Below are 21904 nucleotides of genomic sequence, written 5' to 3' on the forward strand. Positions count from 1 at the left end.
ATGAACGGCCAGTCCACCCACGCCTGGCCGGCCAGGCCGGCGGAGAGGGGGCAGGGCCCGCGGGCGCAGAAAGGTCCTGCCCGCACGCCGTCAGCCGAGATCCCCCGTCACGTCGGGCACCGGGGTCTCCACCCTCGGCGGGCGCCGGTACCCCGTCGGGGCGGGCCGGGCCGGGATCTTCAGCGGCGCGCGCTCCACCTCGCCGTACGGGATCGTGGACAGCAGGTGGGAGATCATGTTGATCCTGGCCCGCCGCTTGTCCTCGCCCTCCACCTCGTACCACGGCGCCTCGGGGATGTGGGTGTGCACCATCATCTCGTCCTTGGCCCGCGAGTACTCCTCCCAGCGGGTGATCGACTCCAGATCCATCGGCGACAGCTTCCAGCGCCGCATCGGGTCCTCCAGCCGGTCGCGGAAGCGGCGCTCCTGCTCGGTGTCGCTGACCGAGAACCAGTACTTGCGCAGCAGGATGCCGTCCTCCACCAGCAACCGCTCGAAGATCGGGCACTGGTGCAGGAACCGGGTGTACTCCTCCTGGGTGCAGAAGCCCATCACCCGCTCGACCCCGGCGCGGTTGTACCAGCTCCGGTCGAACAGCGCGATCTCCCCCGCGGCCGGCAGGTGCTGGACGTAACGCTGGAAGTACCACTGCGTACGCTCGCGCTCGGTGGGCGCGGGCAGCGCGACGATCCTGGTGACGCGCGGGTTGAGGTACTCGGCCACCCGCTGGATCGTGCCTCCCTTGCCGGCGGCGTCCCGCCCCTCGAAGATCACCACCACGCGGCGCCCCTCGGCCCGCACCCACTCCTGCAGCTTCACCAGCTCCGCCTGCAGCTGGATCAGGCGTTTCTCGTACGGCTTGCGTCGCAGCCTGCCGGCGCTCATGCCCACCACCTCCGTCCCGCCACCGTACGCCGTGCCGCCCGCCTCCACCGCCGCGGGTGTTCGGTCCCAGCCCGGGCGCCTGGGACCGATCGGCCGTGCTACCCGGGTACCCATCGTTGAACAGCAGGTAGACCGCTCGCTCACGTGCCCGGCTTGCCGCGGGCGCGGCGCACGCGTCCGCGCCGGCCGCACTCAGCTCCAAGCCGATCACAAGAGCGGCGCCCTATCTCTTGGTGGGTCAGATCGTCACCGCACCGTGGAGCTCCCTCATGCGTTCGCTCGTCGTCCTCGCCACCGCCGCCGCCGTCTCGCTGGCGCTCAGCGCCCCGGCCGCCGCCACCCCGGCGATGTGGAAGTGGCGGGCCGTGCACTCCGCCGACGGCATGGCCACCGCCTGGGGCGAGGTGGCCGTCCACCAGTTCGGCCACGTCGTGGACGGCAAGCTGGAGGACACGCGCGGCAGCGGCTGCGCGTGGGCGGTGCTGCGCGCGCAGGACTCCCGCAACGGCCGCTGGCGCGAGCACGGCTTCTACAACTGCGTGCCTGGCGTCGGCACGTTCAGGAAGGACTACCGCAACACGCGGCAGGTCAGGGTCCAGGTCTGCCGCGGCACGGCCAAGCGGCCCACCGGCGAGTGCTCGGCGTGGAAGACCATCCTGCGGCCGGGACAGTAGCGGGTCAGGCTTCGTGGTGATCCGCCGGGCTCCGCCGGGCGAATCTGCACGTGTCGTGACAACGGGGAGGACATTCATGAAGAAGCTACTCGTGGCGCTGCTGGCCGGCGGAGCGCTGGCCGCCGTCACCGCCGCGCCCGCCGTGGCCGCGAAGGAGCCCGCCCTGGGCCCGTACGGCTACGGCTCCGTCAAGCTCGGCATGAGCGCCACGAAGGCGCGGGCCACCGGGAAGATCGTGCTCAGGATGCCGGCCGGAGCGGGCCCGTGCTCCGGCTGGAACCTCAGGGCGCGTCCGGCCGGGAAGGGGCGCGTGGGCCTGTACATCTCCAAGCGGGTCGGCGTGGCCGTGATCCTGGCGCAGAAGGGGATGCGGACGCCGCAGGGGATCGGCCTGGGCTCGTCCGCGAAGCAGGTCAGGAAGGCCTACCCGGGGCTGCGGACCTCGCCCAGCGGGATCGTCCACACCACGGTGCCGGGCAACCCGAAGGCCTACTACGCCTTCCTCTACGCCAAGGGCAAGGTCAGGGAGCTGGCCTTCGGGCTCGACAAGCAGGACTGCATCAACTGACCGGCGGCTCAGGGCGCTCCTCCAGGAACGGCAGGACCTGTTCCAGCACCTGGCGGGAGCGCCGCGGGGCCTGGCCGTGGTCGGCGTCCTGGACGGAGAAGAACGGGGCGCCGTGGGCGAGCGCGTGCTCGCGCATCGGGTCGTGCCAGGGGTCGGCGGTGCCCGCGTACATCAGGACGGGCACCCCGGAGGCGGCCAGGCGCGCGCCCAGGCCGGGCTCGCGGGAGAACATGTCGTAGTTCACCCGGTACGCGGCAGGGTCGCCCGCCTCGATGACCGCCACCTGGTACGGATGCCCCAGCGCGCCTTCCTTGACGATCTCGTACACGTCGTGGTCGCCCGGCAGCCCGAGCGCGGCCAGCACCGCCGGCACCCGGGAGCGGAAGCCGTCCGGGTCGAAGCCGCCGGCCACCAGCCGGGTCAGCCGCTCGGGCGCGTACGCGGCCACGGCGTAACCGGTCATGGCCCCCAGCGAGTACCCCCAGAACGCGGCCCGGTCGAGGCCGAGGTCGTCCAGGACGGCGGTGACGTACCCGGCCCGGCGCTCCGCCGTGTACGCCTGCGGCTCGTGCGGCGCGTCGCTGGCGCCCAGCCCGAGCGGGTCGACGGCGATCACGGTGTGGGCGGCGGCCAGGACGGCGGTGTAGCCGAGGTGCGCCCAGTGGCCGCCGTCCTCGAACATGCCGGGGTGCAGGACCACGGGCGGGCCGCCGTTCCCGGCGACCTGGTAGGCGATGCGCTGTCCGTCGCTGCGCGCGTAGTACACGATCAGAACCCCCTGAGCAGGAACGTTACCTCTTGTAACGGGAGTCATCCTGGGGCATGATCGACGGGTTCGAAAAGGAGGCACTTTCTTGTCACAACGGAACACCGTCGTAACGGACCAGGTCACCGACTGTCCGCTGCCGGAGGTGCTGCGGTTGATCGGCGACAAGTGGTGCATCCAGATCCTGGTCGAGCTGGGGGCGGGGCCGCGCAGGTTCACCCAGCTGGAGCGCGCGATCGAGGGCGTCAGCCGCCGCATGCTGACGCTCAACCTGCGCAACCTCGAACGCAACGGCCTGGTCACCCGCACGGTGCACCCGGACGCGCCGCCGAGCGTCGAGTACGCCATCACGCCCTTGGCCGAGGACGTCCGCGAGCCCCTCGAACTGCTCGCCCGGTGGGCCCGCGGCGCCATCCCGGCCCTGGTCGCGGCGCGGCAGGAGTACGACGCCCGGGCCCGGGGGTGAGGACGGCGCCGTCCGGCGCGGTCACTTGCCGCAGGTGACGATCACCAGCGTGAGGATGGCGGCGAGGAGCAGCGCCATGGCGGCCACCGCGGCCACCTCGGTGCGGCTGACGTGGTCGCAGAAGCGGCGCGGCCCGTCCTGCTCGGCCCGCTCGTTGAACTCGCTGAGCCGGCTGGCCAGGCGTTCCCCGCTGCGCAGCAGTTCGAGCTCGATCGCCGCCAGCGCGAGCCGTTCCCGCGGTGACAGGCCGTCCACGCCGTCACTCCGCCGCTCGGCCGCCGACGTGCGGATAATGCAGGTCGAAGGCCGGTCGTTCGGAGCGGATGCGGGGCATGCCGGTGAAGTTGTGCCGGGGCGGCGGGCAGGAGGTGGCCCATTCCAGGGAGTTGCCGAACCCCCACGGGTCGTCCACGACCACCCTCCGGGCCCGGCGCGCGGTGTACCAGACGTTGAACAGGAACGGCAGCGTCGAGATGCCCAGGATGAGCGCCCCGACCGAGGAGAACAGGTGCAGGTCGGTGAAGCCGTCGTCGGGGCCGTAGTCGGCGTAGCGGCGCGGCATGCCGGCCACGCCGAGCCAGTGCTGGACCAGGAACGTGGCGTGGAAGCCGATGAACAGCAGCCAGAAGTGCAGCTTGCCGAGCCCTTCGTGCAGCATGCGCCCCGTCATCTTGGGCCACCAGAAGTAGAACCCGGCGAACATGGCGAACACCACGGTGCCGAACACCACGTAGTGGAAGTGGGCCACCACGAAGTAGGTGTCGGTGACGTGGAAGTCGAGCGGCGGCGAGCCGAGGATGACGCCGGTCAGGCCGCCGAGCAGGAACGTGATGAGGAACCCGACCGCGAACAGCATCGGCGTCTCGAAGCTCAGGTGCCCGCGCCACATCGTGCCGATCCAGTTGAAGAACTTCACGCCTGTCGGCACCGCGATGAGGAAGGTGAAGAAGGAGAAGAACGGCAGCAGCACCTGCCCCGTGGGGAACATGTGGTGCGCCCAGACGGTCATCGACAGCCCGGCGATGGCGATGGTGGCGCCGACCAGGCCGATGTAGCCGAAGATGGGCTTGCGGCTGAAGACCGGGATGACCTCGGTGATGATGCCGAAGAACGGCAGGGCGATGATGTAGACCTCGGGGTGGCCGAAGAACCAGAACAGGTGCTGCCAGAGCATCGCGCCGCCGTTGCCCGGGGTGAAGTACTGCGTGCCGAGCTTGCGGTCGCCCTCCAGCGCGAGCAGCGCGGCGGCCAGCACGGGGAAGGCCATCAGCACGAGCATGCTGGTCAGCAGCACGTTCCAGGTGAAGATCGACATGCGGAACATGGTCATGCCGGGGGCGCGCATGCAGATGATCGTGGTGATGAAGTTGACCGCGCCGAGGATCGTTCCCACGCCGGCCAGGCTCAGCCCCATGATCCACAGGTCACCCCCGATCCCGGGCGAGAAGACCGCGTCCGACAGTGGCGTGTAGGCGAACCAGCCGAAGCTGGCCGCCCCCGACGGGCTGAAGAAGCCGCTGACCGCGATGATGCCGCCGAACAGGAACAGCCAGAAGCTCACCGCGTTCAGCCGGGGGAAGGCCACGTCCGGCGAGCCGATCTGCAGCGGCATGATCACGTTGGCGAACCCGGCGAACAGCGGGGTGGCGAACAGCAGCATCATGATCGTGCCGTGCATGGTGAAGAGCTGGTTGTACTGCTCGTTGCTCACCAGTTGCAGGTCCGGGTGGACGAGCTCGGCCCGGATGATCAGCGCCATGACGCCGGCCAGCGAGAAGAACACGAAGGAGGCGATGAGGTACATGTAGCCGATGACCTTGTGGTCCGTGGTCGACATCCAGCGCACGACGAGGCGGCCCTTGCTCGTCGGCTCGGCCGGCGCCACGGCGGACGTCAACGGTCTGTCAGTACGCGGTTCGTCAATGGTCACCGGAGAACCCCCATTTGCCCCGTGGTGCTCTCGGCGCCCTCACATGACGGTATTTTCGCAGGTCAGCGCCGTACGACGGGCTTACCCCCTCCTTGGGCACCTATGCCGGTGCCGCGCCCGGAGCCCGGACCGGATCGGCTTGGACACCTCAGATAACCTCCTGAACGTCCAGTTTGGGAGGGAATGGGTTGTCGGGGGTTGTCGCGGCGTTCGCCGCCTTGGTGTCGGTTGCCGTGCTCGGCTACGTCATCGGTGTCATCGGCCTGCTGCGGGCCAGTGACGAGCTGGTGCTGTCGCGGCTGGCGTTCTTCGTGGCGACCCCGGCGCTGATGTTCGCCACCGTGTCGCGGGCCGATCTGGGCGCGCTGCTCTCGCCGGTGCTGCTGACCGAGATCATCGCGGTGGCGGTCACGCAGCTCGTGTTCGTGCTGGTGGCCAAGCTGCTCTGGCGGCGGACGACGGGGCAGGCCACGATCGGCGCGCTGGCCTCGTCGTACGTCAACGCCGGCAACCTGGGCGTGCCGATCTCGCTGTACGTGCTGGGCGACGCCGCCCTGGTGGCCCCCATCCTGCTCTTCCAGCTCCTCGTCCTGACCCCGGTCTCGTTCCTGATCCTGGACAAGGGCTCCCGCTCGCCGCGCGCGGTGCTGCTGCTGCCGTTCCGCAACCCGCTCACGGTCGCCTCGCTGCTCGGCCTGGCGCTCGCGCTCAGCGGGATCTCGCTGCCGGTCACGGTCATGCGCCCGATCGACCTGCTCGGCGGCGCGGCCGTGCCGGTGGCGCTGCTGGCGTACGGGCTGAGCCTGTACGGCTCGCGCCGCGCGGAGAGCGCCCCGGAGGAGGAGGGCGTCGGCAAGGACATCGCCCTGGCCGTGACGCTCAAGGCGTTCGCCCAGCCCGCGCTCGCGTACGTGACCGCCCGCTTCGCGCTGGGCCTGGAGGGCACGCAGCTCCTGGCGGCGACGTTGTTCGCGGCGCTGCCCACCGCCCAGAACATCTACGTCTACGCCGTCACCTACGACACCGGCAGGCGCCTGGCCCGTGGCGCGGTGCTGCTGACCACGGGACTGTCCATCCCGATCATGACGGCGATCGGCGCCGTGCTCGGCTGACGGAGGTCCGGAAAAATTTCTCCGGGATCGTGTCGATCCGCGCTCCGGCCGTACGACGCGTTGGTGAAGGACGACGACGAACCCCTGAGGAGGGACCCGCCATGGAGCAGAAGATCACCACGTACCTGTGGTTCGACCACCAGGCCGAGGAGGCCGCCACCTTCTACACCTCGTTGTTCCCCGGCTCCCGCATCGTCAGCGTGCAGCGCCACGGCGAGGCCGGGCCCGGCGAGGCCCAGAAGGTGATGATGGTGGAGTTCGAGCTGGCCGGGCAGCGGTTCCTGGCGCTGAACGGCGGGCCGCAGTTCACGTTCACGGAGGCGATCTCCCTCTACGTCAACTGCGAGTCGCAGGAGGAGGTGGACGCGCTGTGGGCCAAGCTCACCGAGGGCGGCGAGGAGTCGCAGTGCGGCTGGCTGAAGGACCGGTGGGGGCTGTCCTGGCAGATCATCCCCAGGCAGCTCCCCGAGCTGCTCCAGCACCCCGACCCGGCGACGGCGCAGCAGGTGATGAAGGCCATGCTGGGCATGCAGAAGATCGACATCGGCGCGCTGCGGGCGGCCGCCGGCGAGTGAGCGGCTTCCTGCGCCGTTCGTGACGATGGGCCGGGGCCGGGTGTTCCGCTCGGGGACCGCCCGGCCCCGGCGTCCGCTAGGACGGCATCATCCGCTAGGACGGCATCATCGTGTCCACGTCGAGGACGAGGGAGAACGGGTCGTCGTAGCCGCTCCAGGCGTCGGAGCCGGCCAGCATCTCCGCCCGGTCGAGCAGGCAGCCGTCGAGCAGGCCGGTGATGTGCCGGTGGTCGAGGTCGGGGCCGGTGAAGACGAGGTGCTGCACGCGGTCACCGGTCAGCGGGTTCCAGTCGAGGGCGGCCGCGGCGCGGCGGGCCGGGCGGCAGGCGTCCCACGCCGACGGGGGCCGGGCGGCCAGCCAGGGGCCGGCGTCGCGCACGGTGAGCCGGCCCGCCACCGAGTCCCAGGCCAGCAGGCGGTCGTGCCGGCAGGCCAGCCAGAAGCGGCCGCGGCCGCGTACCGAGCAGGCGGCCAGCTCCTCGGTGACCTGGAACAGGCGGCCGGGGTGCAGGGGCCGCAACCGGTGCCAGACGACCGTGGTGACCGCGCCGGTCCTGGCCTCGCAGGGCAGCAGCGCGGTGGCGGGATCGACGCGGTCGGCCAGCTCCCGCGGGCACGCCGTCCGGCCCGCCAGCCGGGGCAGGCCGTCGCGCAGGTGGTGGACGGGGGTGGCGGGCGCCAGGTGGGCGAGCACCGTCCGCGCCAGCTCGCCGTCCTCGGCGTCGCCGCCGTCGAGGACGAGATGGGTGGCGTACTCGACCTGCCTGGCCAGCACCTCGGCGACGTACCGCTCGTCGCGGCCCGGCAGGCGATCACCGCGCAGGATGTCGACGGGCATGTGGCGGGCGTCGAGGGCCGTGAGCACGGCGGCCAGGCGCAGGCCCGCGCGGGCGGCGACGGCCTCGGCGAACGGGCGCGGCTCGGCGGTGTCCGCCAGCTCCAGCACCAGGAGGGCGGCGCCGGGGAGCGGCCCCGGGCCGAGGTCGTGACGGATCGCCACGGATCCCGGATGATCGGCCAGCAGCCGCCGCACGACGGCCGCGCGGGCGCCGGCGTACGGACCGGCGACCAGGACGACAGGTGTGGTCACGCGGACCCCCTCAAAATATAATGAAAACCATTATCACCATCTTGGCACACCGGCGCCTCCGGCCGGCTCGGCCGCCTGTTCATGACTTGCACAAACGGTGACGAGCTTCCTGAATGTGGTTCAGCACCCCGTTGTCGTTAACTTTCCTGACAGATCCCTGTCCATGTGCTCGACTTACTGTCGGCGAGGCTGCACCCCCCTCTTCAGGAGGTTCGTCGATGGAACGCCGCCATTTCCTGCGCGCCTCGGTACTCGGCGCCGGCACGATCGCCTTCTCCGGCAGTCTCTGGCAAGGAGCGGCCCTCGCCGCGCCCGCCCAGAACGCCCCCGGCCCGTACGGCGCGCTGCAGGCCGCCGACGCCAACGGCATCCACCTGCCCGCCGGCTTCACCAGCCGGGTGATCGCCCGCTCCGGCCAGGCCGTCCCGGGCACGTCCTACACCTGGCACAACGCTCCCGACGGCGGCGCGTGCTTCGCCGACGGCAGCGGCTGGATCTACGTGTCCAACTCCGAGATCAACCCCGGCGGCGGCGCCTCGGCCATCCGCTTCGACGCCGGCGGGAACGTCACCTCGGCGTACCGGATCCTGTCCGGCACCCGTACGAACTGCGCGGGCGGCAAGACGCCATGGAACACGTGGTTGTCGTGCGAGGAGGTCAGCCGGGGCTTCGTCTACGAGACGTACCCGTTCGGCGGCGCCGCCGTGCAGCGGCCCGCGCTGGGCAGGTTCAAGCACGAGGCCGCCGCGGCCGACCCCGTACGAAGGGTCGTCTACCTGACCGAGGACGAGACCGACGGGCGGTTCTACCGCTTCGTCCCCACGACCTGGGGCGACCTGTCGTCGGGCACCCTGCAGGTCCTGATGGCCGGCTCGGCCACCTCCGGCTCCTTCACCTGGGCGGACGTCCCCGACCCCGACGGCTCGCCGACCGCCACGCGCAGCCAGGTGCCGGGCTCGAAGTCCTTCAACGGCGGCGAGGGCTGCCACTACGCGGACGGCACCGTCTGGTTCACCACCAAGGGCGACAACCGGGTGTGGCAGGTCGGCCTGACCAGCGGCACCTACGAGCTGGCCTACGACGACAGCCTGGTCAGCCCGGGGACGCCGCCGCTCACCGGCGTCGACAACGTCACCGGCTCCTCCTCGGGCGACCTCTTCGTGGCCGAGGACGGCGGGAACATGGAGATCTGCCTGATCACGCCCGATGACAAGATCTCGCCGTTCCTGCGGATCAACGGGCAGAGCGCGTCGGAGATCACCGGGCCGGCCTTCAGCCCGGCCGGCGACCGGCTGTACTTCTCGTCCCAGCGGGGGACGTCGGGGTCGTCGTCCGGTGGCATCACGTACTGCGTGACCGGCCCCTTCCGCAGCTGACCGGATCGGACGGCGCCCGCCGGCGCCGTCGCCCCCGGCGCCGTCACCGGAACGTCCCGGCGGCGCCGGGCACCGTCACGCCGGACCACGTCCTCGCCGCCGCGACGCCGGCCGATACCGGTGGGGTGGCCCACGCGCCGGCCGTCCGCGCGGACGTCAGCAGCGCGCGGACCCTCCGGCCGAGCCCGGTCACTCCTCGCGGCCCCACAGGCGGGGGAAGACGGCCGCCAGAGCCGGGCTGTCGGCCCGGTACAGCTCGAGCGGGTCGGCGCGCATCGCCGCGTCGAGGGCGCGGGCGTCGTCGCCGACGAGGATGCGCCAGGTGCCCGCGCGCACGCCGTCGAGAATGACGGTCGCGGCCTCGGCGGCCGACAGCGGCGCGTTGTCGCGGAAGGCCTCGCCCATGCTCCTGACCGCCGCGCGGACCTCCTCGTCGCTCAGCCGGTCGGCGGGAACACCGGCGACGACGGCGGCGAGCGCGCGGGCGTTCGCGAGCTCCCCGGCGGTCATGTCGTCCGGCTCCGAGCCGCCGTGGATCCGGCGGGAGTTGATCACGATCCCGGTGCCGACGTGGCCCGGCATCACCAGCGCGACCCGTACGTGCGGCGCGTTGACACGCAGGTCCGTGAGCATCGCCTCGGAGAAGCCCTTCACGGCGAACTTCGCGGCGCTGTAGGCGCTCATCGGCACGCCCGGCCCGGCCGCCCAGAACCCGTTGACGCTGCTGGTGTTGACCAGGCACCCCTCGTCACTGGCGACCAGGAGCGGCATGAACGCGCGCGTGCAGTTGTACACCCCGCCCCAGCAGACGGCGAACGTGCGCTCCCACTCGGCCCGCGGGCTGGTGAGGAAGCTGCCGCCGCCACTGATGCCGGCGTTGTTGAACAGCAGGTTGATGTGGCCGGTCCGGTGCCGCTCCACCACCTCGTCGCGGAACCTCGTCACCTGGGCCTCGTCCGACACGTCGCAGTGGTGGGTCGTGACCCGGACATCACCGCCGGATGCGGCCTTGGCGGCCAGCTCGGCGGTGCCGGCCAGCGCGGCGTCGTCGACGTCGCAGGCGGCGACCGAGCAGCCCTCGGCAGCCAGCTGAACCACCAGTTCGCGCCCCATCCCGGCGCCGCCTCCGGTGACGACGGCCGTCTTTCCCGTGAACGATCTCATCGATCAGCCCCTTCGTCGCTGCCACCCTCGCACGTACCGGCACGGCCATCAACGCGCCCGGGTGACGCCGGGGCCGGGCAGGGATCGGCCCAAAGGGTCGCCACCCACCCCGCGGAAGGCTCCTGCCTATACTCCAGTCCTGACCGTTCGACGAGGTCAGGTGCCCTTTCGCGGAGAGATCGCGGTGGCGGCGAAAAATTCCCGCGGCGGCGGGCGCAAGAATGCGATGCCGGCTCCGACCCCATGGTGAACGGCGCCCGCGGGGGTGCCGCCCGATCCTTGAGGAGATGACATGAAGTTCCTGTTGATCATGCACTCGAACCCGCAGGTGTGGGACTCGCTGACCGAGGAGCAGCGCAACGAGGTGATGAGCGGCCACGGCGCGTTCATGGAGACGATCACCAGGTCCGGTGAGATGATCAGCACCGCGGCGCTGGCCGACCCGTCGCAGAGCGCCGTGGTGCGCGTCCGGCGCGGCTCCCCGGTCGTGACGGACGGGCCGTACCTGGAGGCCAAGGAGTTCCTCGGCGGCTACTACCTGGTGGAGTGCGACAGCCGGGAACGCGCCCTGGAGCTGGCCGCGCTCATTCCGGACGCGGGCGTCGAAGGTCTCGGCATCGAGGTGCGCCCGGTCGTCTTCGCGGGCACGGCCGACGGCTGAGCACGGTGAAGTTCCTGCTGAACGTCTACGTGACCGCTGCCGCGCCGCCGGGGGAAGGCCTCGGCCACGAGCGGATCCTGGCCACGGCCGCCCGGTCGGGCGAGCTCATCAGCGCCCACGCCCTGGCCGACCCGTCCATCAGCGCCTTCGTGCGGGTCCGCGACGGTGCGGTGGAGGTGAGTGAGGGCCCCTACCGGCAGGCGCTGCACCATGTCGCCGGCCAGTACCTGCTCGACTGCGAGAGCCGCGAGCGCGCCGTCGAGCTGGCCGGGCTCATGGCGGGCGGCCACGCCTGGGGTGTGGAGGTCCGGCCGCTGATGGGCACGTCCGGGCTGGAGATGTGAGCACGATCTGACACGCCGGGGACCTGCCGCCCGCGGGTCCTCGACGTGCGCCTGCGCCATCGCCCTGCCGTGCGGGCGGAATCAAAATGGGTTCGTTCCTGGCGCGGGGCTGGGTTAGGCTGCGCCAATGCCGCAGGCGGACATTGACAAGATCGCCGAGGAGACCGGCTTCTCCGGCGTGGCCTGGATCGACCGGGCCGGCGAGATCGAGTTCGCGAAGGCCTACGGGGCGGCGAACCGCACCTATGGCGTTCCCAACACCGTGGACACCAGATTCGGCATCGCCAGCGGCAGCAAGGGGTTCACCGCCCTGGCCGTGCTCTCGCTGGTCCGTGACGGCGCGCTGAAGCTGGACACCACCGCCCGCTCCCTGCTCGGCAAGGACCTGCCGCTGATCGCGGACGACGTGACCGTCGAGCATCTGCTCACCCACACGTCCGGCATCGGCGACTACCTGGACGAAGAGGTCGAGACCGACATCACCGACTACTTCATCGGCGCGGCGCACGAGCTGACCACCACCGAGGCGTTCCTGCCCCTGCTGGACGGGCACCCCGCCAAGTTCCGGGCCGGCGAGCGGTTCGGCTACTGCAACGGCGGGTTCGTCGTCCTCGCCCTGCTGGCGGAGCGGGCCGGCGGCTCCGGCTACCACGACCTGGTCCGGGAGCGGGTGCTCCGCCCGGCCGGCATGACCAGGACCGACTTCCTGCGCTCCGACGAACTGCCCGCCGACGCGGCCGTCGGCTACCTGCCCCTGGACGGGGTGAACCGCTCCAACGTCTTCCATCTGCCGGTGCTGGCCACCGGCGACGGCGGCATCCACACCACCGCAGCCGACATCTCGGCCTTCTGGCGCGCGCTCTTCGCCGGCGACATCGTGGATTCCGTCGAAGAGGTCGTACGGCCGCGCTGCGCCGTACCCCAGGAGTCGATGCGCTACGGTCTCGGATTCTGGCTGCACGAGAGCACCGACACGGTGATGCTGGTCGGGTACGACGCCGGCGCGTCGTTCAAGTCCGCGCACGACCCGCACACCGGCACCACCCGCACCGTGCTCTCCAACACCTCCCCCGGCGCCTGGCCCATCGCCCGCGCCCTCTGAGATCGGGCAGCCGCCGGGCCAGGGAGCCGGAAGGGCGCCGGCAGGGCGCCGATGCGTGCCCCGCCGGCTGTCTCTCGTCAGGCGCAGGGGCTGGCGGACCACGTGATGTAGCCGGTGACCCTGCCCCAGGTCGAAACCTCGCCGTCACAGAACTCCGTCTTGACTCCGACCAGGTTGGTGCGGGCGGGGTCGGAGAAGTACTGGGTGTTGCACAGGTAGCCGGCCCGGCAGATGGGGGCGGCCTGCGCGACGGCCGGTACGGTGGCGAGCGCCGCACTCGCCAGGGTGGCGACGGCCAGCACGCGACGGATCATGAATCGTCCTCTCTGAGCGGGGGAACGGTGAGGATCGGTTGCAGCGCACACGCTGGGAACCTGCTGGACGGGTGGGTCAGAAGCAGGGGCTCTCGTACCAGGTCAGGTAGGGGCCGCGGACTCCCCAGGTGCGGGTGGTCCCGTCGCAGTCCTCCTGCTTGCCGCCGACGGCGTTGGTCAGAGCGGCGTCGGAGTAGTAGGTGGTGGTGCAGTAGTGGTCGATCTTGCAGGCCCTGGCCTGGGCCGTACCGGCCGGCAGGACCGCGAGGGTGGTGGCGGCCAGAGCCGCGGCGAGGAGCGCGCGTCGGATCATCGACGGTCCTTCCTGAGTACTGAACAGCACGAAGGTTCACGGCTTCGTGGGCGCCCCAGCCGATGATCGAAATAATGCGTCGTGTAGCAAGAAAAGGCAAGAGGGGCTCATATTCGTCATGCCCGTATTGATTCGCAGCGACATATCGGCCGCCATGCGTTTCTCTCGTGAGAACCCGCGAGCCGAGCCCGCGACACGGCCCCTGGCTGCGGCGACTCCCCTCCACCCGATGAAATCGGGACGTCGAGAAGTGATTATCGGCCCGCCGCCCGCGCTTTTCGGCGGAGCCTCCCGCGCACCGGCCAGGGAATGGCGCAGACAAACGACCGTCATCCGGGCATCCGAAACGGAAGGAGCGCTCCGCCCGACCAGACCGGCCACGACGGTCGCGCACTCCCCCTGCGACGGCGGCGCCGTCTACTGCGGCGACGGCGAGGCGGCCGTGAGCGCGGCCAGGCCCGCGCGGGCGTGATCGAGCACGCGGCCGACCAGGGCGGGCAACTCTTCGCGGCGAGCGGCCTCGTGGGTCATGTACAGCTCGCGCAGGCCGCCCACCACCGCGTACGCCGTCAGGCGCGGGGCCAGCGCGTCGGCCGGCAGGCCCACGTCCTTGCCGATGGCGGCGGCGATCAGGCGCTCCAGCTCGTAGTAGCTCGCGCGGGCACGGCCACGGAGGTCGTCGTCCTCGGCGATCAGGGCGGCGCGCCTGGTGCGCCGGGACCAGACCTCGCCCGGCGCGCGGCCCTGCTCGGCGTCGTGTTCGTCGAGCGCGCGCATCGTGTCGCGCATCCACTCGCCGACCGCGGCGAGCGCGTCGCCGGAGCGCCCGGCGAGGCAGGCGGCCAGGGATCGCGGGGCGAACGGGTCGTCGGCGAAGAGCAGGTCTTCCTTGGTGGGGAAGTGCAGCGTGACGGTGCGCGTCGCGACGTCGGCGCGCTCGGCGATCGCCGCGATGGTCGTGTTGCGGAAGCCGTGCGACGTGAACAGCTCCAGCGCCGCGGCCTGGATCCGCTCGCGGGTCTGCCGCTTCTTCCTGTCTCGCCTGCCTTCCATGCGGAAAGTGTAGCAGCAGTGGAATTAATACACTCCATGCTACTGTTATAGCGGATGGCATCGATCGAGAAGAGGCGCGAGGACGTTGTCCAAGACGTGGTTCATCACCGGCACGTCGAAGGGGTTCGGCCGCGAGTGGGCGCAGGCCGCGCTGGAGCGGGGCGACCGGGTCGCCGCCACCGCACGCGATCCCGGCGCCCTGCGTCCCCTCACCGAGCAGTACGGTGAGGCCGTGCTGCCGTTGCGGCTCGACATCACCGACCGCGCGGCCGTGTTCGCCGCCGTACGGCAGACCGCCGAGCACTTCGGCACGCTGGACGTGGTGGTCAACAACGCCGGCTACGGCCACTTCGGCATGGTCGAGGAGCTGACCGAGGCCGAGATCCGCGCCGAGATGGAGACCAACTTCTTCGGCACGTTGTGGGTCACGCAGGCGGTCCTGCCTCTCCTGCGCGCCCAGGGCCATGGCCGGATCATCCAGGTCACCAGCGAGGGCGGCGTGCGCGCCTATCCCGGCATCGGCGGCTACCACGCCTCGAAGTGGGCGGTGGAGGGGATGTCGGAGTCACTGCGCAAGGAGGTCGCGCCCTTCGGCGTCCACGTGATCTGCCTGGAGCCCGGACCCTACGCGACCGACTTCGGCGGCGGCAGCATCCGCAGCAGCGCCGAGCATCCCGACTACGCCGAGGTCCGCGCGGCCACCGAGCCCGTGTGGGACCTCGGTGACCCGAAGGCGACACGCGGGCCGATCCTGGAGCTGGCCGACACCGATGACCCGCCGGCGCGGATCTTCTTCGGCAAGTCGTTCGAGCCGGTGGCGGCCGAGTACGAGGAACGGCTCGCCACCTGGCGGAAGTGGCAGCCGGTCGCGCTGGCCGCGTTCGGCTGAAGGCCGTTCGGGCCTCGAAGCGGCCGCGTTCCGTCAGTGGCGGCTCAGGTGTCGAAGCGGCGGCGGGCGGACTCGATGTGGCCGAAGTACTCGTGGGTCCAGCCGCAGATCAGATCGACCGTCGCCCGCAGGGCCTGGCCCGGCTCGGTGAGGGTGTACTCGACGCGCGGCGGCACCGTCGGGTGCACCTTCCGCTCGGCCAGGCCGTTGCGCTCCAGCATGCGCAGGTTCTGGGTGAGCATCTTGTGGCTGATGCCCTCGACCTCGTTGCGCAGCTCGCTGAAGCGCAGGGTGCGCTCGCCGAGAGCCTCGATGATCAGCAACGCCCACTTGTTGGCGACGTCGGAGAAGATCTCCCGCGCCAGGGAGTCGGCGCGCCTCAGGTCCGCCTCGTCCGACAGGCCGCTGAACTGCTTGGTCACCATCTGGTTCCCCAGTCACTGAAAAGTGCGTTCTTCCACGTCAGCGTACACTCTCCTACAGTTCCTGAGTAACTACAAGAGAGCACTGGAGATCTGGTGGCTGTTTCGCTCATCAACCCTGACAGGCATGTTCACGTCCCGCTCTACCACCACGTCGCGGTGGCGACCGGGAGCAGGCAGGTGCACATCGCGGGACAGGTGGCCTGGGACGAGAACGGTGAGCTCGTCGCGCCGGGCGATCTCGCCGGGCAGGTCGCCCAGGTGTACCGCAACGTCGCCAAGGCGCTCGACGCGGCCGGGGCGACGTTTCACGACGTCGTGCGATTCACGTGGTACGCCGCGGGATGGAAGAGGGAGATGTACGACGCCTTCAATGCGGGCGTCGAGCAGGCGGCGCGCGAGTTCGACCTCGCCACGCCGCCTGCCGCGTTGATCGGCGTGGACATCCTCTTCGAGCCCGGCATCCTCGTCGAGGCCGAGGTCACGGCGATCATCGACTGAGCCGGCAGGCGCCGGCGCGTCGCCAGGTCGCCGTGCAGGGCGTGCCTGCCCACCGGTCCGGCGCGGTCGTGCCCTGCGGCTCAGGCCGGGCCGGTGAGCAGGGCGTGCAGGTCGCGGGCCTGGCGGACCAGCTCGCTGGTACGGGCCCGTGCTGCCAGCCCGGCCACCACCGGCAGCTCCCCGCGTGCGCCCGTCCACCCCGCCACCTCGGTGGCGAACCGCACCAGCCGCACGTGCGCGCCGGTCGCCCGCTCCCCCGTGCCGGGCAGGTACGCGGGCAGCAGCCCGGTCAGGACCTGCCACACCTCACGGTGCGCCCCCAGCCTGGCGGCTTCCGTGAGCGCGGCGATGGCATCGGCGGCCCGGCCCTGGCCGCGTTCGAGCAGGGCGGCCAGCTGTCTGCCCAGCTCGGCACCCGGCAGCCCGCCGGAGGCGGCCAGGAGCAGCAGCGGCCGCACCCCGTCACCGTCGGGCCCTTCCAGCAGGTGACGGGCCAGCAGCAGCGCCAGGCAGGGGCCGCCGGGGCCGTCGGCGAGCACCAGGCGGTCGAGGTCGCGGGCCGCGGGCTCGCTCACCGCCCGGTACGGCATGAAGCCGCGGATCGAGAACGCGGCCGCCAGCCCCCGGTGCCCGGCGAGCACGGGCAGCAGCAGCTCGCAGCTCTCGATTGCCGGGCGCGGGACGGGCGGCAGCAGCTCACAGCTCTCGCCCCCCGGGCCCGGCACGGGCAGGTCCCCGAACAGCTCCGCGTGCTCCGGCCCCAGCACGACCTCGGCCTCGACGAACGAATCGTCCTGATCCGTCGTCCAGCGCAGCACCACCTCGGGGTCAGCCGGGCGGTCGGTGAGCCACCGGTGCGCCCGGCGCCCGGCCGGGGCGGCGAGCAGCGCCGCCCGCCTCACCGCGCCGGCGGTCACGCTGCCGCGGCCCAGCCGCAGCAGCGCCTGCCGCAGGTCCAGCGGCAGCGCCTGCACGCCGTCGCGCTCGTAGCCCTCCAGCCGCTCGACCAGCGCCTCCGCGTCCAGCAGCCCGTTGGCGCGGGTGGGCGTGGCCAGCAGGTACGGCGGCATCCGGCCCTCCAGCAGCGACTGGTAGACCTCGGCGAAGCGGGCCAGCGGCATGAGCCGCCCCATGGCGAGGTGTTTCGTCTTCGGGACGCGCCGCGCAGCATCGGCCCGCCCACCCCGCACGGCTCTGCGATCGGCTCCCGGCTCGATCAGCTCGCGCGCCATGGCGGCGGCCCAGGTGGAGGTGTCATGCCAGGTCGAACGCCGGTACTCCTGGTCCCGGCAGCGCGCGGCCACCGGTGCCAGCTCGGCGATCAGTGACTCCCGCCGCTCGTCCGACGCCAGCCGCACGAAGCCGTCGAGCCACCGCTCGGGCTGCATCCAGTCGGACTCGCGCAGCGAGACGCGGGCCAGGACGTTGGCGTGCGTGATCGGCGGCATCGGCTCGGGCTCGGGCACGGCCGGCAACGGCTGGGGCTGGAATCGGGGACGCGGCGGCTCGGGTGCCGCTTCACCCCCGAAGGCGGCGGCCAGCGCCGCGCCCGGGCCGGGAGGCAGCGTCGCCACGATGTCCCTGATCATCGCGGTCGCCTCGGGCCCGAACCGGCCCGCGTGTCCGACGGCGAGCCTCACCGCCCGTTGCCGGGCTTCGGCCGAGCCGCTCGTCAGCGCGGCGGCCAGCGCGGGCGCGTACGCGTCGATCTCCTCGGACGGCTCCTTGAGCACCCGGTCGAGCAGGGACAGCCCGGCGCGTACGAGCCTGCCCTCCGAGCGGAACAGCAGGCTTTCCGCGGCCTCCGCCGGCGGCGTGACCCCCGCCTGGCGGAGCTGCCGTAAGGCCAGGTCGGCGACGTTGGCGGCGGGGAGCGCGAGCATCGCCGCGTAGTCGCGCGCGTGCGGTGCGACCTCCTCGGGCGCGGGGTCGAGCCGGGTGTGCAGCTCCACGAAGAAGAGCAGGTCGGCGGCCTGGCCGCCGCGCAGGAAGCGGGTGCGGCAGCCGTCGAGCAGCGCGGCGCGCTTGATCCGGCCGTCGGCGGCCAGCGCCGCCAGAGCGGGGCCGAGCTCGTAGTCGCGGCGCAGCAGCCGGCCCACGCCCTCCGCCTCGAACAGTCTCGGCACCATGGCGTCGAGCAGCGGATCCACGCCGAGGTCCGCGACCGGCGCGGCGGCGATCCAGGCCAGGGTGAGCGGGTCGTGCCGGGGCGGCTCGACCCCGGTCGCGCGCAGCAGGGCGAGCGCCAGCAGGACCTGCCCGTCGCGCTCCTGGGGACGGGCGGCGCGCAGGCGCAGCGCCAGCCGTGCGGCGAGATCCTCCCGCCAGGCGACCGGCCTGGCAGCGACGACGTCGAGGATCGCCGGGACGTCGTCGAGCTCGGCCGGAACCCAGCCCCTGACCAGCTCGCGCCTGTTCAGCCAGGCGGCGACGCCCGCGGCGCCGGCGATGGCCCCGGCTCCCGCCACCCGCATGACCTCGATCCAGCGAGCGCCCACGTACCAGCGGACCCGCCCCTCGGAGAACCCGGGCAGGTCCCACACGCTCCGGTCCGCCCTCTCCGCCTCGGCGTGCAGCGACCGCCACCAGCCCTGCCTGCCCGCAACGCGCTCGGCGTCCCGGCGCTCGCCGGCCCGCCGCACCACCGGCAGGTATCGGGGCAGCTCGCGCGCCACCTCGCGCCGTTGCGCGTCGTCGAACCCGATCAGCAGCGCGGCGACGGCGGCGGTGTCCTCGGCGTCGATGGCCGCGCGGACCGCGTCCCAGGCGTTGGTCATGGCGGCGACAGTAGGGCACCGCACCGACAGTCTCGTGGCGGGCCGGCGATCAGCGGAGGTAGCCGTGCAGGAACGCCCGGACCCCCGAGGTCACGGTCTCGGCGATCTCCCGTTCCGTGGGCACGGCGCCCTGGTAGGACGGGTCGGCGACGGAGATCAGCAGCAGGAGGTGGACGGCGGCCCGGTCGGGGTCCTCGGCGTGCAGGAGCCCCTGTTCGGTCCATCGGCGCAGGTGTCCGGCGAGCTCGCGGCGCACGCGGCGCGGGCCCGTCTCCTGCCAGGTGTCGATCGCGGCCTGCGGGATGTGCCCGGCCTCGGCGTTGATCTGCCGTACCAGTGCGAAGTGCTCGGCGTGGCCGTCACCGGCGGGGGCGGCGATCTCGCGGCCGAAGTCGACGAGATCGGCCTCCAGGTCGGTCACCTTGCGCAGGTGGCGCTCGATCACGGCGAGCTGCGCGTCGGCGGCCCGCGCGGCGCTCTCCTGGATGACCGCCTGGAACAGCACGGCCTTGTCGGCGAAGTGGTTGTAGATCGTCCGCGTCGACACCTCGGCCGCGCGGGCGATCGCGTCGACGCTGGCCCGGGTGTAGCCGTCGCGGGCGAACACCGTCAAGGCGCCGGACAGGATCGCCTTGCGCTTGTCTTCCCTGGTCACCGGTGCTTGCCTCCATCAAAGTACATTGAGCGTTTTACTTTTTGCCACGCTCGTTGTACTTTACCGGACGTCACGCTGAAGAGCACGAGGAGACAGACATGATCAGGATCGCCATCGTCGTCGGCAGCACCCGTCCCCACCGCCGGACCGCGGTCACGGCCGCCTGGGTCGCCGAGGTCGCCGGCCACCACCCCGCCGTCGCGGCGAGCGAGGCCGCCTTCGAGGTGGTGGACCTCGCCGGCTTCGGGCTGGGAGTGCTGGACGAGCCGGCGCCCGCCCTGTTCGGCGACTACCGGCACCCGCACACCAACCGCTGGGCGCGAACCGTCGCCTCCTTCGACGGGTTCGTGTTCGTCACGCCGGAGTACAACCACTCGGCGCCCGCGGCGCTGAAGAACGCGATCGACTTCCTGTTCGCCGAGTGGAACAACAAGGCGGCCGGTTTCGTCAGCCACGGCGTGCACGGCGGCGTGCGCGCGGTGGAGCACCTGCGCCAGGTCATGACCGAGGTGCAGGTGGCCAACGTACGCACGCAGGTGGCGCTGTCCGCGTTCACCGACTTCGAGATCACCGACCCGGCCGAGCCCGGCGTGATCGCCCCGGGCCCGCACCAGGAGCCGACCCTGGTGGAGCTGCTGGACGAGGTCATCGCCTGGTCCGGGGCGCTGAGGACGCTGCGCCACCAGATGGCGGCGGCATGACAGGCCGCCGCGCCGGGACGCTGGCCGCGGTGCTGCTCGGCTTCCTGACGCTGCCGATGCTGATGTCCGGCACCACCGTCGCGCTCCCCCTGATCGGCGCCGACCTCGGCGCTTCGGGAGCGGCCCTGCAGTGGGTGGTGGTGGGGTACTTCCTGGCGGCCGCCGCCATGATGCTGGTGGCCGGGTCGCTCGGCGACCTGTACGGCCGGCGCCGGGTCTTCGCCGCCGGAGCCCTCGTCTACACCGCGGGCGCGCTGGCGAGCGCCCTCGCCGGCGACATCCTGACGCTGAACGTCGCCAGGACCCTGTCCGGCGTCGGCGCCGCCGGGGTGATGACCGGTGGCGGCGCCGTGCTCGGCGGCGCCTTCACCGGCCGCGCCCGCACCCGGGCGTACGCGGCGATGGGCACGACGGCCGGCGTCGGCATGGCCGTCGGCCCGAGCCTGGCCGGCTGGCTGGTGGGCGCGCTCGGCTGGCGGGCCGCCTTCGCCGTCTTCGCCGGGGCCGGCCTGCTCATGCTGGCGGGCGCCGCCGCCATGGCCGATTCGCGGGCGGAGGAGAGGCCGCGCGTCGACGTGGGCGGGGCGCTGGCGCTGATCGGCGCGCTCGGGCTGACCATGTTCGGCGTCAACCAGGCCGCGGCGGCCGGGTGGGCCAGTGTCCTGGTGCTGGTGCCGCTGGCCGGGGGGCTGGCCATGCTGGTGGTGTTCGTGCTGGTCGAGCGCAGGGCCCGGCATCCGGTGCTGGATCTCGGGCTGCTGCGTGATCGCCGCTTCGTGGCGTGGACGCTGGCCGGCCTGGTCCTGGCCGCCGGGCCCGCGGGGGTGACCGCGTACCTGCCGACCTATCTGCAGGGCGCGGGCGGTCTCCCCGTGCAGGCCGCCGGGCTGATCATGCTGGGGCTCACGACACCCGTGCTGCTCCTTCCGCAGGTGGGCGGGCTGCTGATCAACCGCGGGGTGCCGCCCCGCGCGCTGGTCACCGCGAGCCTGCTGCTGATCGCGGCGGGGAACGCCTGGCTGACCACGCTGCGCCCCGATCTCGGCGTGGCGGGTCTGCTCGGCCCGCTGGCGACGCTCGGAACCGGGATGGGGCTGATGATCGGGATCACCGACGCGCAGGCCGTGAACCAGGTCGCCCAGGAACGGATCGGCATGGCCACCGGGCTGCTCAACACCGTGCGCGCGGGCGGTGGCACGCTGGCCACCACCCTGTTCGGCACGGCGCTCGCCACCGGGCTGCACGCCCGCGCCGGCGATCCCGACCGTGCCGCGCGCATCCTCGCGGGAAGCCTCGCCGGGGCCGGGCGGGCCGTGGAGGCTTCGTGGCTCACCGGGGCCTGGCAGGTGGCACTGTGGGGGGCGAGCGGGGTGTGCGCGGTGGCCGCGCCGGCCGTGTGGGCGCTGCTCGCTGCGCCCCGCCCCGGACGCGCCGCCGCGGCGGCGGCCGTCCCCGCGGCGCCCCGACCCCGGCCGTCGGCGCTGCCGTAGCCCACCCGCCCAGCCACGACCAGCCCAGGCCAGCCGAAGTCAGCCGGCGAGCCGATCACCCACGAGCGACCTCACG

The 21904-nt window shown here is 72.1% G+C and carries 25 protein-coding genes; 13 read left to right on the forward strand and 12 right to left on the reverse strand.

All coding sequences use genetic code 11. From position 1 onward, the window contains the following. Nucleotides 1-90 precede the first annotated feature (90 nt). The gene (ppk2, locus tag HD597_RS23150) at nt 91-885 is read right to left on the reverse strand and encodes a polyphosphate kinase 2 (protein ID WP_253744778.1); all 795 of its coding nucleotides are present in this window, start codon (nt 883-885) and stop codon (nt 91-93) included. A 269-nt stretch (nt 886-1154) separates the two neighbouring features. Here ppk2 and HD597_RS23155 point away from each other — a divergent pair, with 269 nt between their 5' ends. Then, complete coding sequence (locus HD597_RS23155) at nt 1155-1559, forward strand: hypothetical protein (protein WP_253744779.1); 405 nt, start codon at nt 1155-1157, stop codon at nt 1557-1559. A 76-nt stretch (nt 1560-1635) separates the two neighbouring features. Then, nucleotides 1636-2127 (forward strand): hypothetical protein, encoded by a 492-nt coding sequence (locus HD597_RS23160; protein ID WP_253744780.1) that lies wholly within the window; start codon nt 1636-1638, stop codon nt 2125-2127. Here HD597_RS23160 and HD597_RS23165 read toward each other — a convergent pair. After that, nucleotides 2120-2893 carry an alpha/beta fold hydrolase gene (locus HD597_RS23165; RefSeq protein WP_253744781.1) on the reverse strand — a complete coding sequence of 258 codons (774 nt, stop codon included), beginning with the start codon at nt 2891-2893 and terminating at the stop codon, nt 2120-2122. The two genes, HD597_RS23160 and HD597_RS23165, sit on opposite strands and share 8 nt — an antisense overlap. A gap of 88 nt (nt 2894-2981) precedes the next feature. Between HD597_RS23165 and HD597_RS23170 the strand changes: the two genes are divergently transcribed. After that, entirely contained in the window at nt 2982-3359 is a 378-nt protein-coding gene (locus HD597_RS23170; RefSeq protein ID WP_253744782.1) for a winged helix-turn-helix transcriptional regulator, read from the forward strand. Nucleotides 3360-3380: 21 nt separating this feature from the next. On the opposite strand, the gene HD597_RS23175 is transcribed toward HD597_RS23170, so the two are convergent. Together HD597_RS23175 and ctaD are read right to left on the reverse strand one after the other, a co-directional pair. Continuing rightward, the gene (locus HD597_RS23175) at nt 3381-3614 is read right to left on the reverse strand and encodes a hypothetical protein (protein WP_253744783.1); all 234 of its coding nucleotides are present in this window, start codon (nt 3612-3614) and stop codon (nt 3381-3383) included. 4 nt (nt 3615-3618) lie between these two features. Then, a complete protein-coding gene (gene ctaD / locus HD597_RS23180; protein ID WP_253759459.1) occupies nt 3619-5196 on the reverse strand; it encodes an aa3-type cytochrome oxidase subunit I in 1578 nt (525 codons plus the stop codon). Nucleotides 5197-5477: 281 nt separating this feature from the next. Here ctaD and HD597_RS23185 point away from each other — a divergent pair, with 281 nt between their 5' ends. Continuing rightward, entirely contained in the window at nt 5478-6401 is a 924-nt protein-coding gene (locus tag HD597_RS23185) for an AEC family transporter (protein WP_253744784.1), read from the forward strand. 101 nt (nt 6402-6502) lie between these two features. Continuing rightward, nucleotides 6503-6976, forward strand: a complete 474-nt coding sequence (locus HD597_RS23190; RefSeq protein ID WP_253744785.1) for a VOC family protein — start codon at nt 6503-6505, stop codon at nt 6974-6976. A gap of 94 nt (nt 6977-7070) precedes the next feature. On the opposite strand, the gene HD597_RS23195 is transcribed toward HD597_RS23190, so the two are convergent. After that, nucleotides 7071-8066: a GTP-binding protein gene (locus HD597_RS23195; RefSeq protein ID WP_253744786.1), complete on the reverse strand. Its 996-nt coding sequence runs from the start codon at nt 8064-8066 to the stop codon at nt 7071-7073. A 218-nt stretch (nt 8067-8284) separates the two neighbouring features. Between HD597_RS23195 and HD597_RS23200 the strand changes: the two genes are divergently transcribed. Next, nucleotides 8285-9442: an alkaline phosphatase PhoX gene (locus HD597_RS23200; RefSeq protein WP_253744787.1), complete on the forward strand. Its 1158-nt coding sequence runs from the start codon at nt 8285-8287 to the stop codon at nt 9440-9442. A 189-nt stretch (nt 9443-9631) separates the two neighbouring features. Here the strand turns inward: HD597_RS23200 and HD597_RS23205 are convergent, their stop codons facing one another. After that, nucleotides 9632-10606 (reverse strand): SDR family NAD(P)-dependent oxidoreductase, encoded by a 975-nt coding sequence (locus HD597_RS23205; protein ID WP_253744788.1) that lies wholly within the window; start codon nt 10604-10606, stop codon nt 9632-9634. A gap of 292 nt (nt 10607-10898) precedes the next feature. On the opposite strand from HD597_RS23205, the gene HD597_RS23210 reads away from it, so the two are divergent. From HD597_RS23210 to HD597_RS23220, 3 genes are all read left to right on the forward strand, one after another. Further along, nucleotides 10899-11267: a YciI family protein gene (locus HD597_RS23210; protein WP_253744789.1), complete on the forward strand. Its 369-nt coding sequence runs from the start codon at nt 10899-10901 to the stop codon at nt 11265-11267. A 5-nt stretch (nt 11268-11272) separates the two neighbouring features. Then, nucleotides 11273-11611 (forward strand): YciI family protein, encoded by a 339-nt coding sequence (locus tag HD597_RS23215; protein WP_253744790.1) that lies wholly within the window; start codon nt 11273-11275, stop codon nt 11609-11611. Nucleotides 11612-11738: 127 nt separating this feature from the next. Then, the gene (locus HD597_RS23220) at nt 11739-12713 is read left to right on the forward strand and encodes a serine hydrolase domain-containing protein (RefSeq protein ID WP_253744791.1); all 975 of its coding nucleotides are present in this window, start codon (nt 11739-11741) and stop codon (nt 12711-12713) included. Nucleotides 12714-12790: 77 nt separating this feature from the next. On the opposite strand, the gene HD597_RS23225 is transcribed toward HD597_RS23220, so the two are convergent. The 3 genes from HD597_RS23225 to HD597_RS23235 all read right to left on the reverse strand — a co-directional run bounded on the left by HD597_RS23225 (nt 12791) and on the right by HD597_RS23235 (nt 14393). Continuing rightward, entirely contained in the window at nt 12791-13027 is a 237-nt protein-coding gene (locus HD597_RS23225) for a DUF6289 family protein (protein ID WP_253744792.1), read from the reverse strand. A gap of 76 nt (nt 13028-13103) precedes the next feature. After that, nucleotides 13104-13340 (reverse strand): DUF6289 family protein, encoded by a 237-nt coding sequence (locus HD597_RS23230; RefSeq protein ID WP_253744793.1) that lies wholly within the window; start codon nt 13338-13340, stop codon nt 13104-13106. Between the two features lie 417 nt (nt 13341-13757). Continuing rightward, nucleotides 13758-14393: a TetR/AcrR family transcriptional regulator gene (locus HD597_RS23235; RefSeq protein ID WP_253744794.1), complete on the reverse strand. Its 636-nt coding sequence runs from the start codon at nt 14391-14393 to the stop codon at nt 13758-13760. A gap of 85 nt (nt 14394-14478) precedes the next feature. Here HD597_RS23235 and HD597_RS23240 point away from each other — a divergent pair, with 85 nt between their 5' ends. Beyond that, complete coding sequence (locus tag HD597_RS23240; protein ID WP_253744795.1) at nt 14479-15282, forward strand: SDR family NAD(P)-dependent oxidoreductase; 804 nt, start codon at nt 14479-14481, stop codon at nt 15280-15282. A 44-nt stretch (nt 15283-15326) separates the two neighbouring features. Here the strand turns inward: HD597_RS23240 and HD597_RS23245 are convergent, their stop codons facing one another. Beyond that, nucleotides 15327-15707 (reverse strand): winged helix-turn-helix transcriptional regulator, encoded by a 381-nt coding sequence (locus HD597_RS23245; RefSeq protein WP_253744796.1) that lies wholly within the window; start codon nt 15705-15707, stop codon nt 15327-15329. Nucleotides 15708-15800: 93 nt separating this feature from the next. On the opposite strand from HD597_RS23245, the gene HD597_RS23250 reads away from it, so the two are divergent. Beyond that, nucleotides 15801-16205, forward strand: coding sequence for a RidA family protein (locus HD597_RS23250; protein ID WP_253744797.1), 405 nt, complete (start codon nt 15801-15803; stop codon nt 16203-16205). An 80-nt stretch (nt 16206-16285) separates the two neighbouring features. Here the strand turns inward: HD597_RS23250 and HD597_RS23255 are convergent, their stop codons facing one another. Then, nucleotides 16286-18982: a DUF6493 family protein gene (locus HD597_RS23255; protein ID WP_253744798.1), complete on the reverse strand. Its 2697-nt coding sequence runs from the start codon at nt 18980-18982 to the stop codon at nt 16286-16288. Nucleotides 18983-19031: 49 nt separating this feature from the next. Further along, complete coding sequence (locus HD597_RS23260) at nt 19032-19637, reverse strand: TetR/AcrR family transcriptional regulator (RefSeq protein ID WP_253744799.1); 606 nt, start codon at nt 19635-19637, stop codon at nt 19032-19034. Nucleotides 19638-19735: 98 nt separating this feature from the next. Here HD597_RS23260 and HD597_RS23265 point away from each other — a divergent pair, with 98 nt between their 5' ends. Continuing rightward, complete coding sequence (locus tag HD597_RS23265; RefSeq protein WP_253744800.1) at nt 19736-20338, forward strand: NADPH-dependent FMN reductase; 603 nt, start codon at nt 19736-19738, stop codon at nt 20336-20338. Further along, the gene (locus HD597_RS23270; RefSeq protein ID WP_253744801.1) at nt 20335-21828 is read left to right on the forward strand and encodes an MFS transporter; all 1494 of its coding nucleotides are present in this window, start codon (nt 20335-20337) and stop codon (nt 21826-21828) included. Before HD597_RS23265 ends, HD597_RS23270 begins: the two co-directional genes overlap by 4 nt. Nucleotides 21829-21904: the final 76 nt, after the last annotated feature.

Source organism: Nonomuraea thailandensis (assembly GCF_024172165.1).
Classification (GTDB): Bacteria; Actinomycetota; Actinomycetes; order Streptosporangiales; family Streptosporangiaceae; genus Nonomuraea; species Nonomuraea thailandensis.

What these genes read in the sequence shown, in the direction of transcription:
- ppk2 (WP_253744778.1), bottom strand. Translation starts at nt 885, where the DNA reads ATGAGCGCCGGCAGGCTGCGACGCAAGCCGTACGAGAAACGCCTGATC.
- HD597_RS23155 (WP_253744779.1), top strand. Translation starts at nt 1,155, where the DNA reads ATGCGTTCGCTCGTCGTCCTCGCCACCGCCGCCGCCGTCTCGCTGGCG.
- HD597_RS23160 (WP_253744780.1), top strand. Translation starts at nt 1,636, where the DNA reads ATGAAGAAGCTACTCGTGGCGCTGCTGGCCGGCGGAGCGCTGGCCGCC.
- ctaD (WP_253759459.1), bottom strand. Translation starts at nt 5,196, where the DNA reads ATGTCGACCACGGACCACAAGGTCATCGGCTACATGTACCTCATCGCC.
- HD597_RS23190 (WP_253744785.1), top strand. Translation starts at nt 6,503, where the DNA reads ATGGAGCAGAAGATCACCACGTACCTGTGGTTCGACCACCAGGCCGAG.
- HD597_RS23200 (WP_253744787.1), top strand. Translation starts at nt 8,285, where the DNA reads ATGGAACGCCGCCATTTCCTGCGCGCCTCGGTACTCGGCGCCGGCACG.
- HD597_RS23205 (WP_253744788.1), bottom strand. Translation starts at nt 10,606, where the DNA reads ATGAGATCGTTCACGGGAAAGACGGCCGTCGTCACCGGAGGCGGCGCC.
- HD597_RS23210 (WP_253744789.1), top strand. Translation starts at nt 10,899, where the DNA reads ATGAAGTTCCTGTTGATCATGCACTCGAACCCGCAGGTGTGGGACTCG.
- HD597_RS23220 (WP_253744791.1), top strand. Translation starts at nt 11,739, where the DNA reads ATGCCGCAGGCGGACATTGACAAGATCGCCGAGGAGACCGGCTTCTCC.
- HD597_RS23225 (WP_253744792.1), bottom strand. Translation starts at nt 13,027, where the DNA reads ATGATCCGTCGCGTGCTGGCCGTCGCCACCCTGGCGAGTGCGGCGCTC.
- HD597_RS23230 (WP_253744793.1), bottom strand. Translation starts at nt 13,340, where the DNA reads ATGATCCGACGCGCGCTCCTCGCCGCGGCTCTGGCCGCCACCACCCTC.
- HD597_RS23235 (WP_253744794.1), bottom strand. Translation starts at nt 14,393, where the DNA reads ATGGAAGGCAGGCGAGACAGGAAGAAGCGGCAGACCCGCGAGCGGATC.
- HD597_RS23245 (WP_253744796.1), bottom strand. Translation starts at nt 15,707, where the DNA reads ATGGTGACCAAGCAGTTCAGCGGCCTGTCGGACGAGGCGGACCTGAGG.
- HD597_RS23255 (WP_253744798.1), bottom strand. Translation starts at nt 18,982, where the DNA reads ATGACCAACGCCTGGGACGCGGTCCGCGCGGCCATCGACGCCGAGGAC.
- HD597_RS23265 (WP_253744800.1), top strand. Translation starts at nt 19,736, where the DNA reads ATGATCAGGATCGCCATCGTCGTCGGCAGCACCCGTCCCCACCGCCGG.
- HD597_RS23270 (WP_253744801.1), top strand. Translation starts at nt 20,335, where the DNA reads ATGACAGGCCGCCGCGCCGGGACGCTGGCCGCGGTGCTGCTCGGCTTC.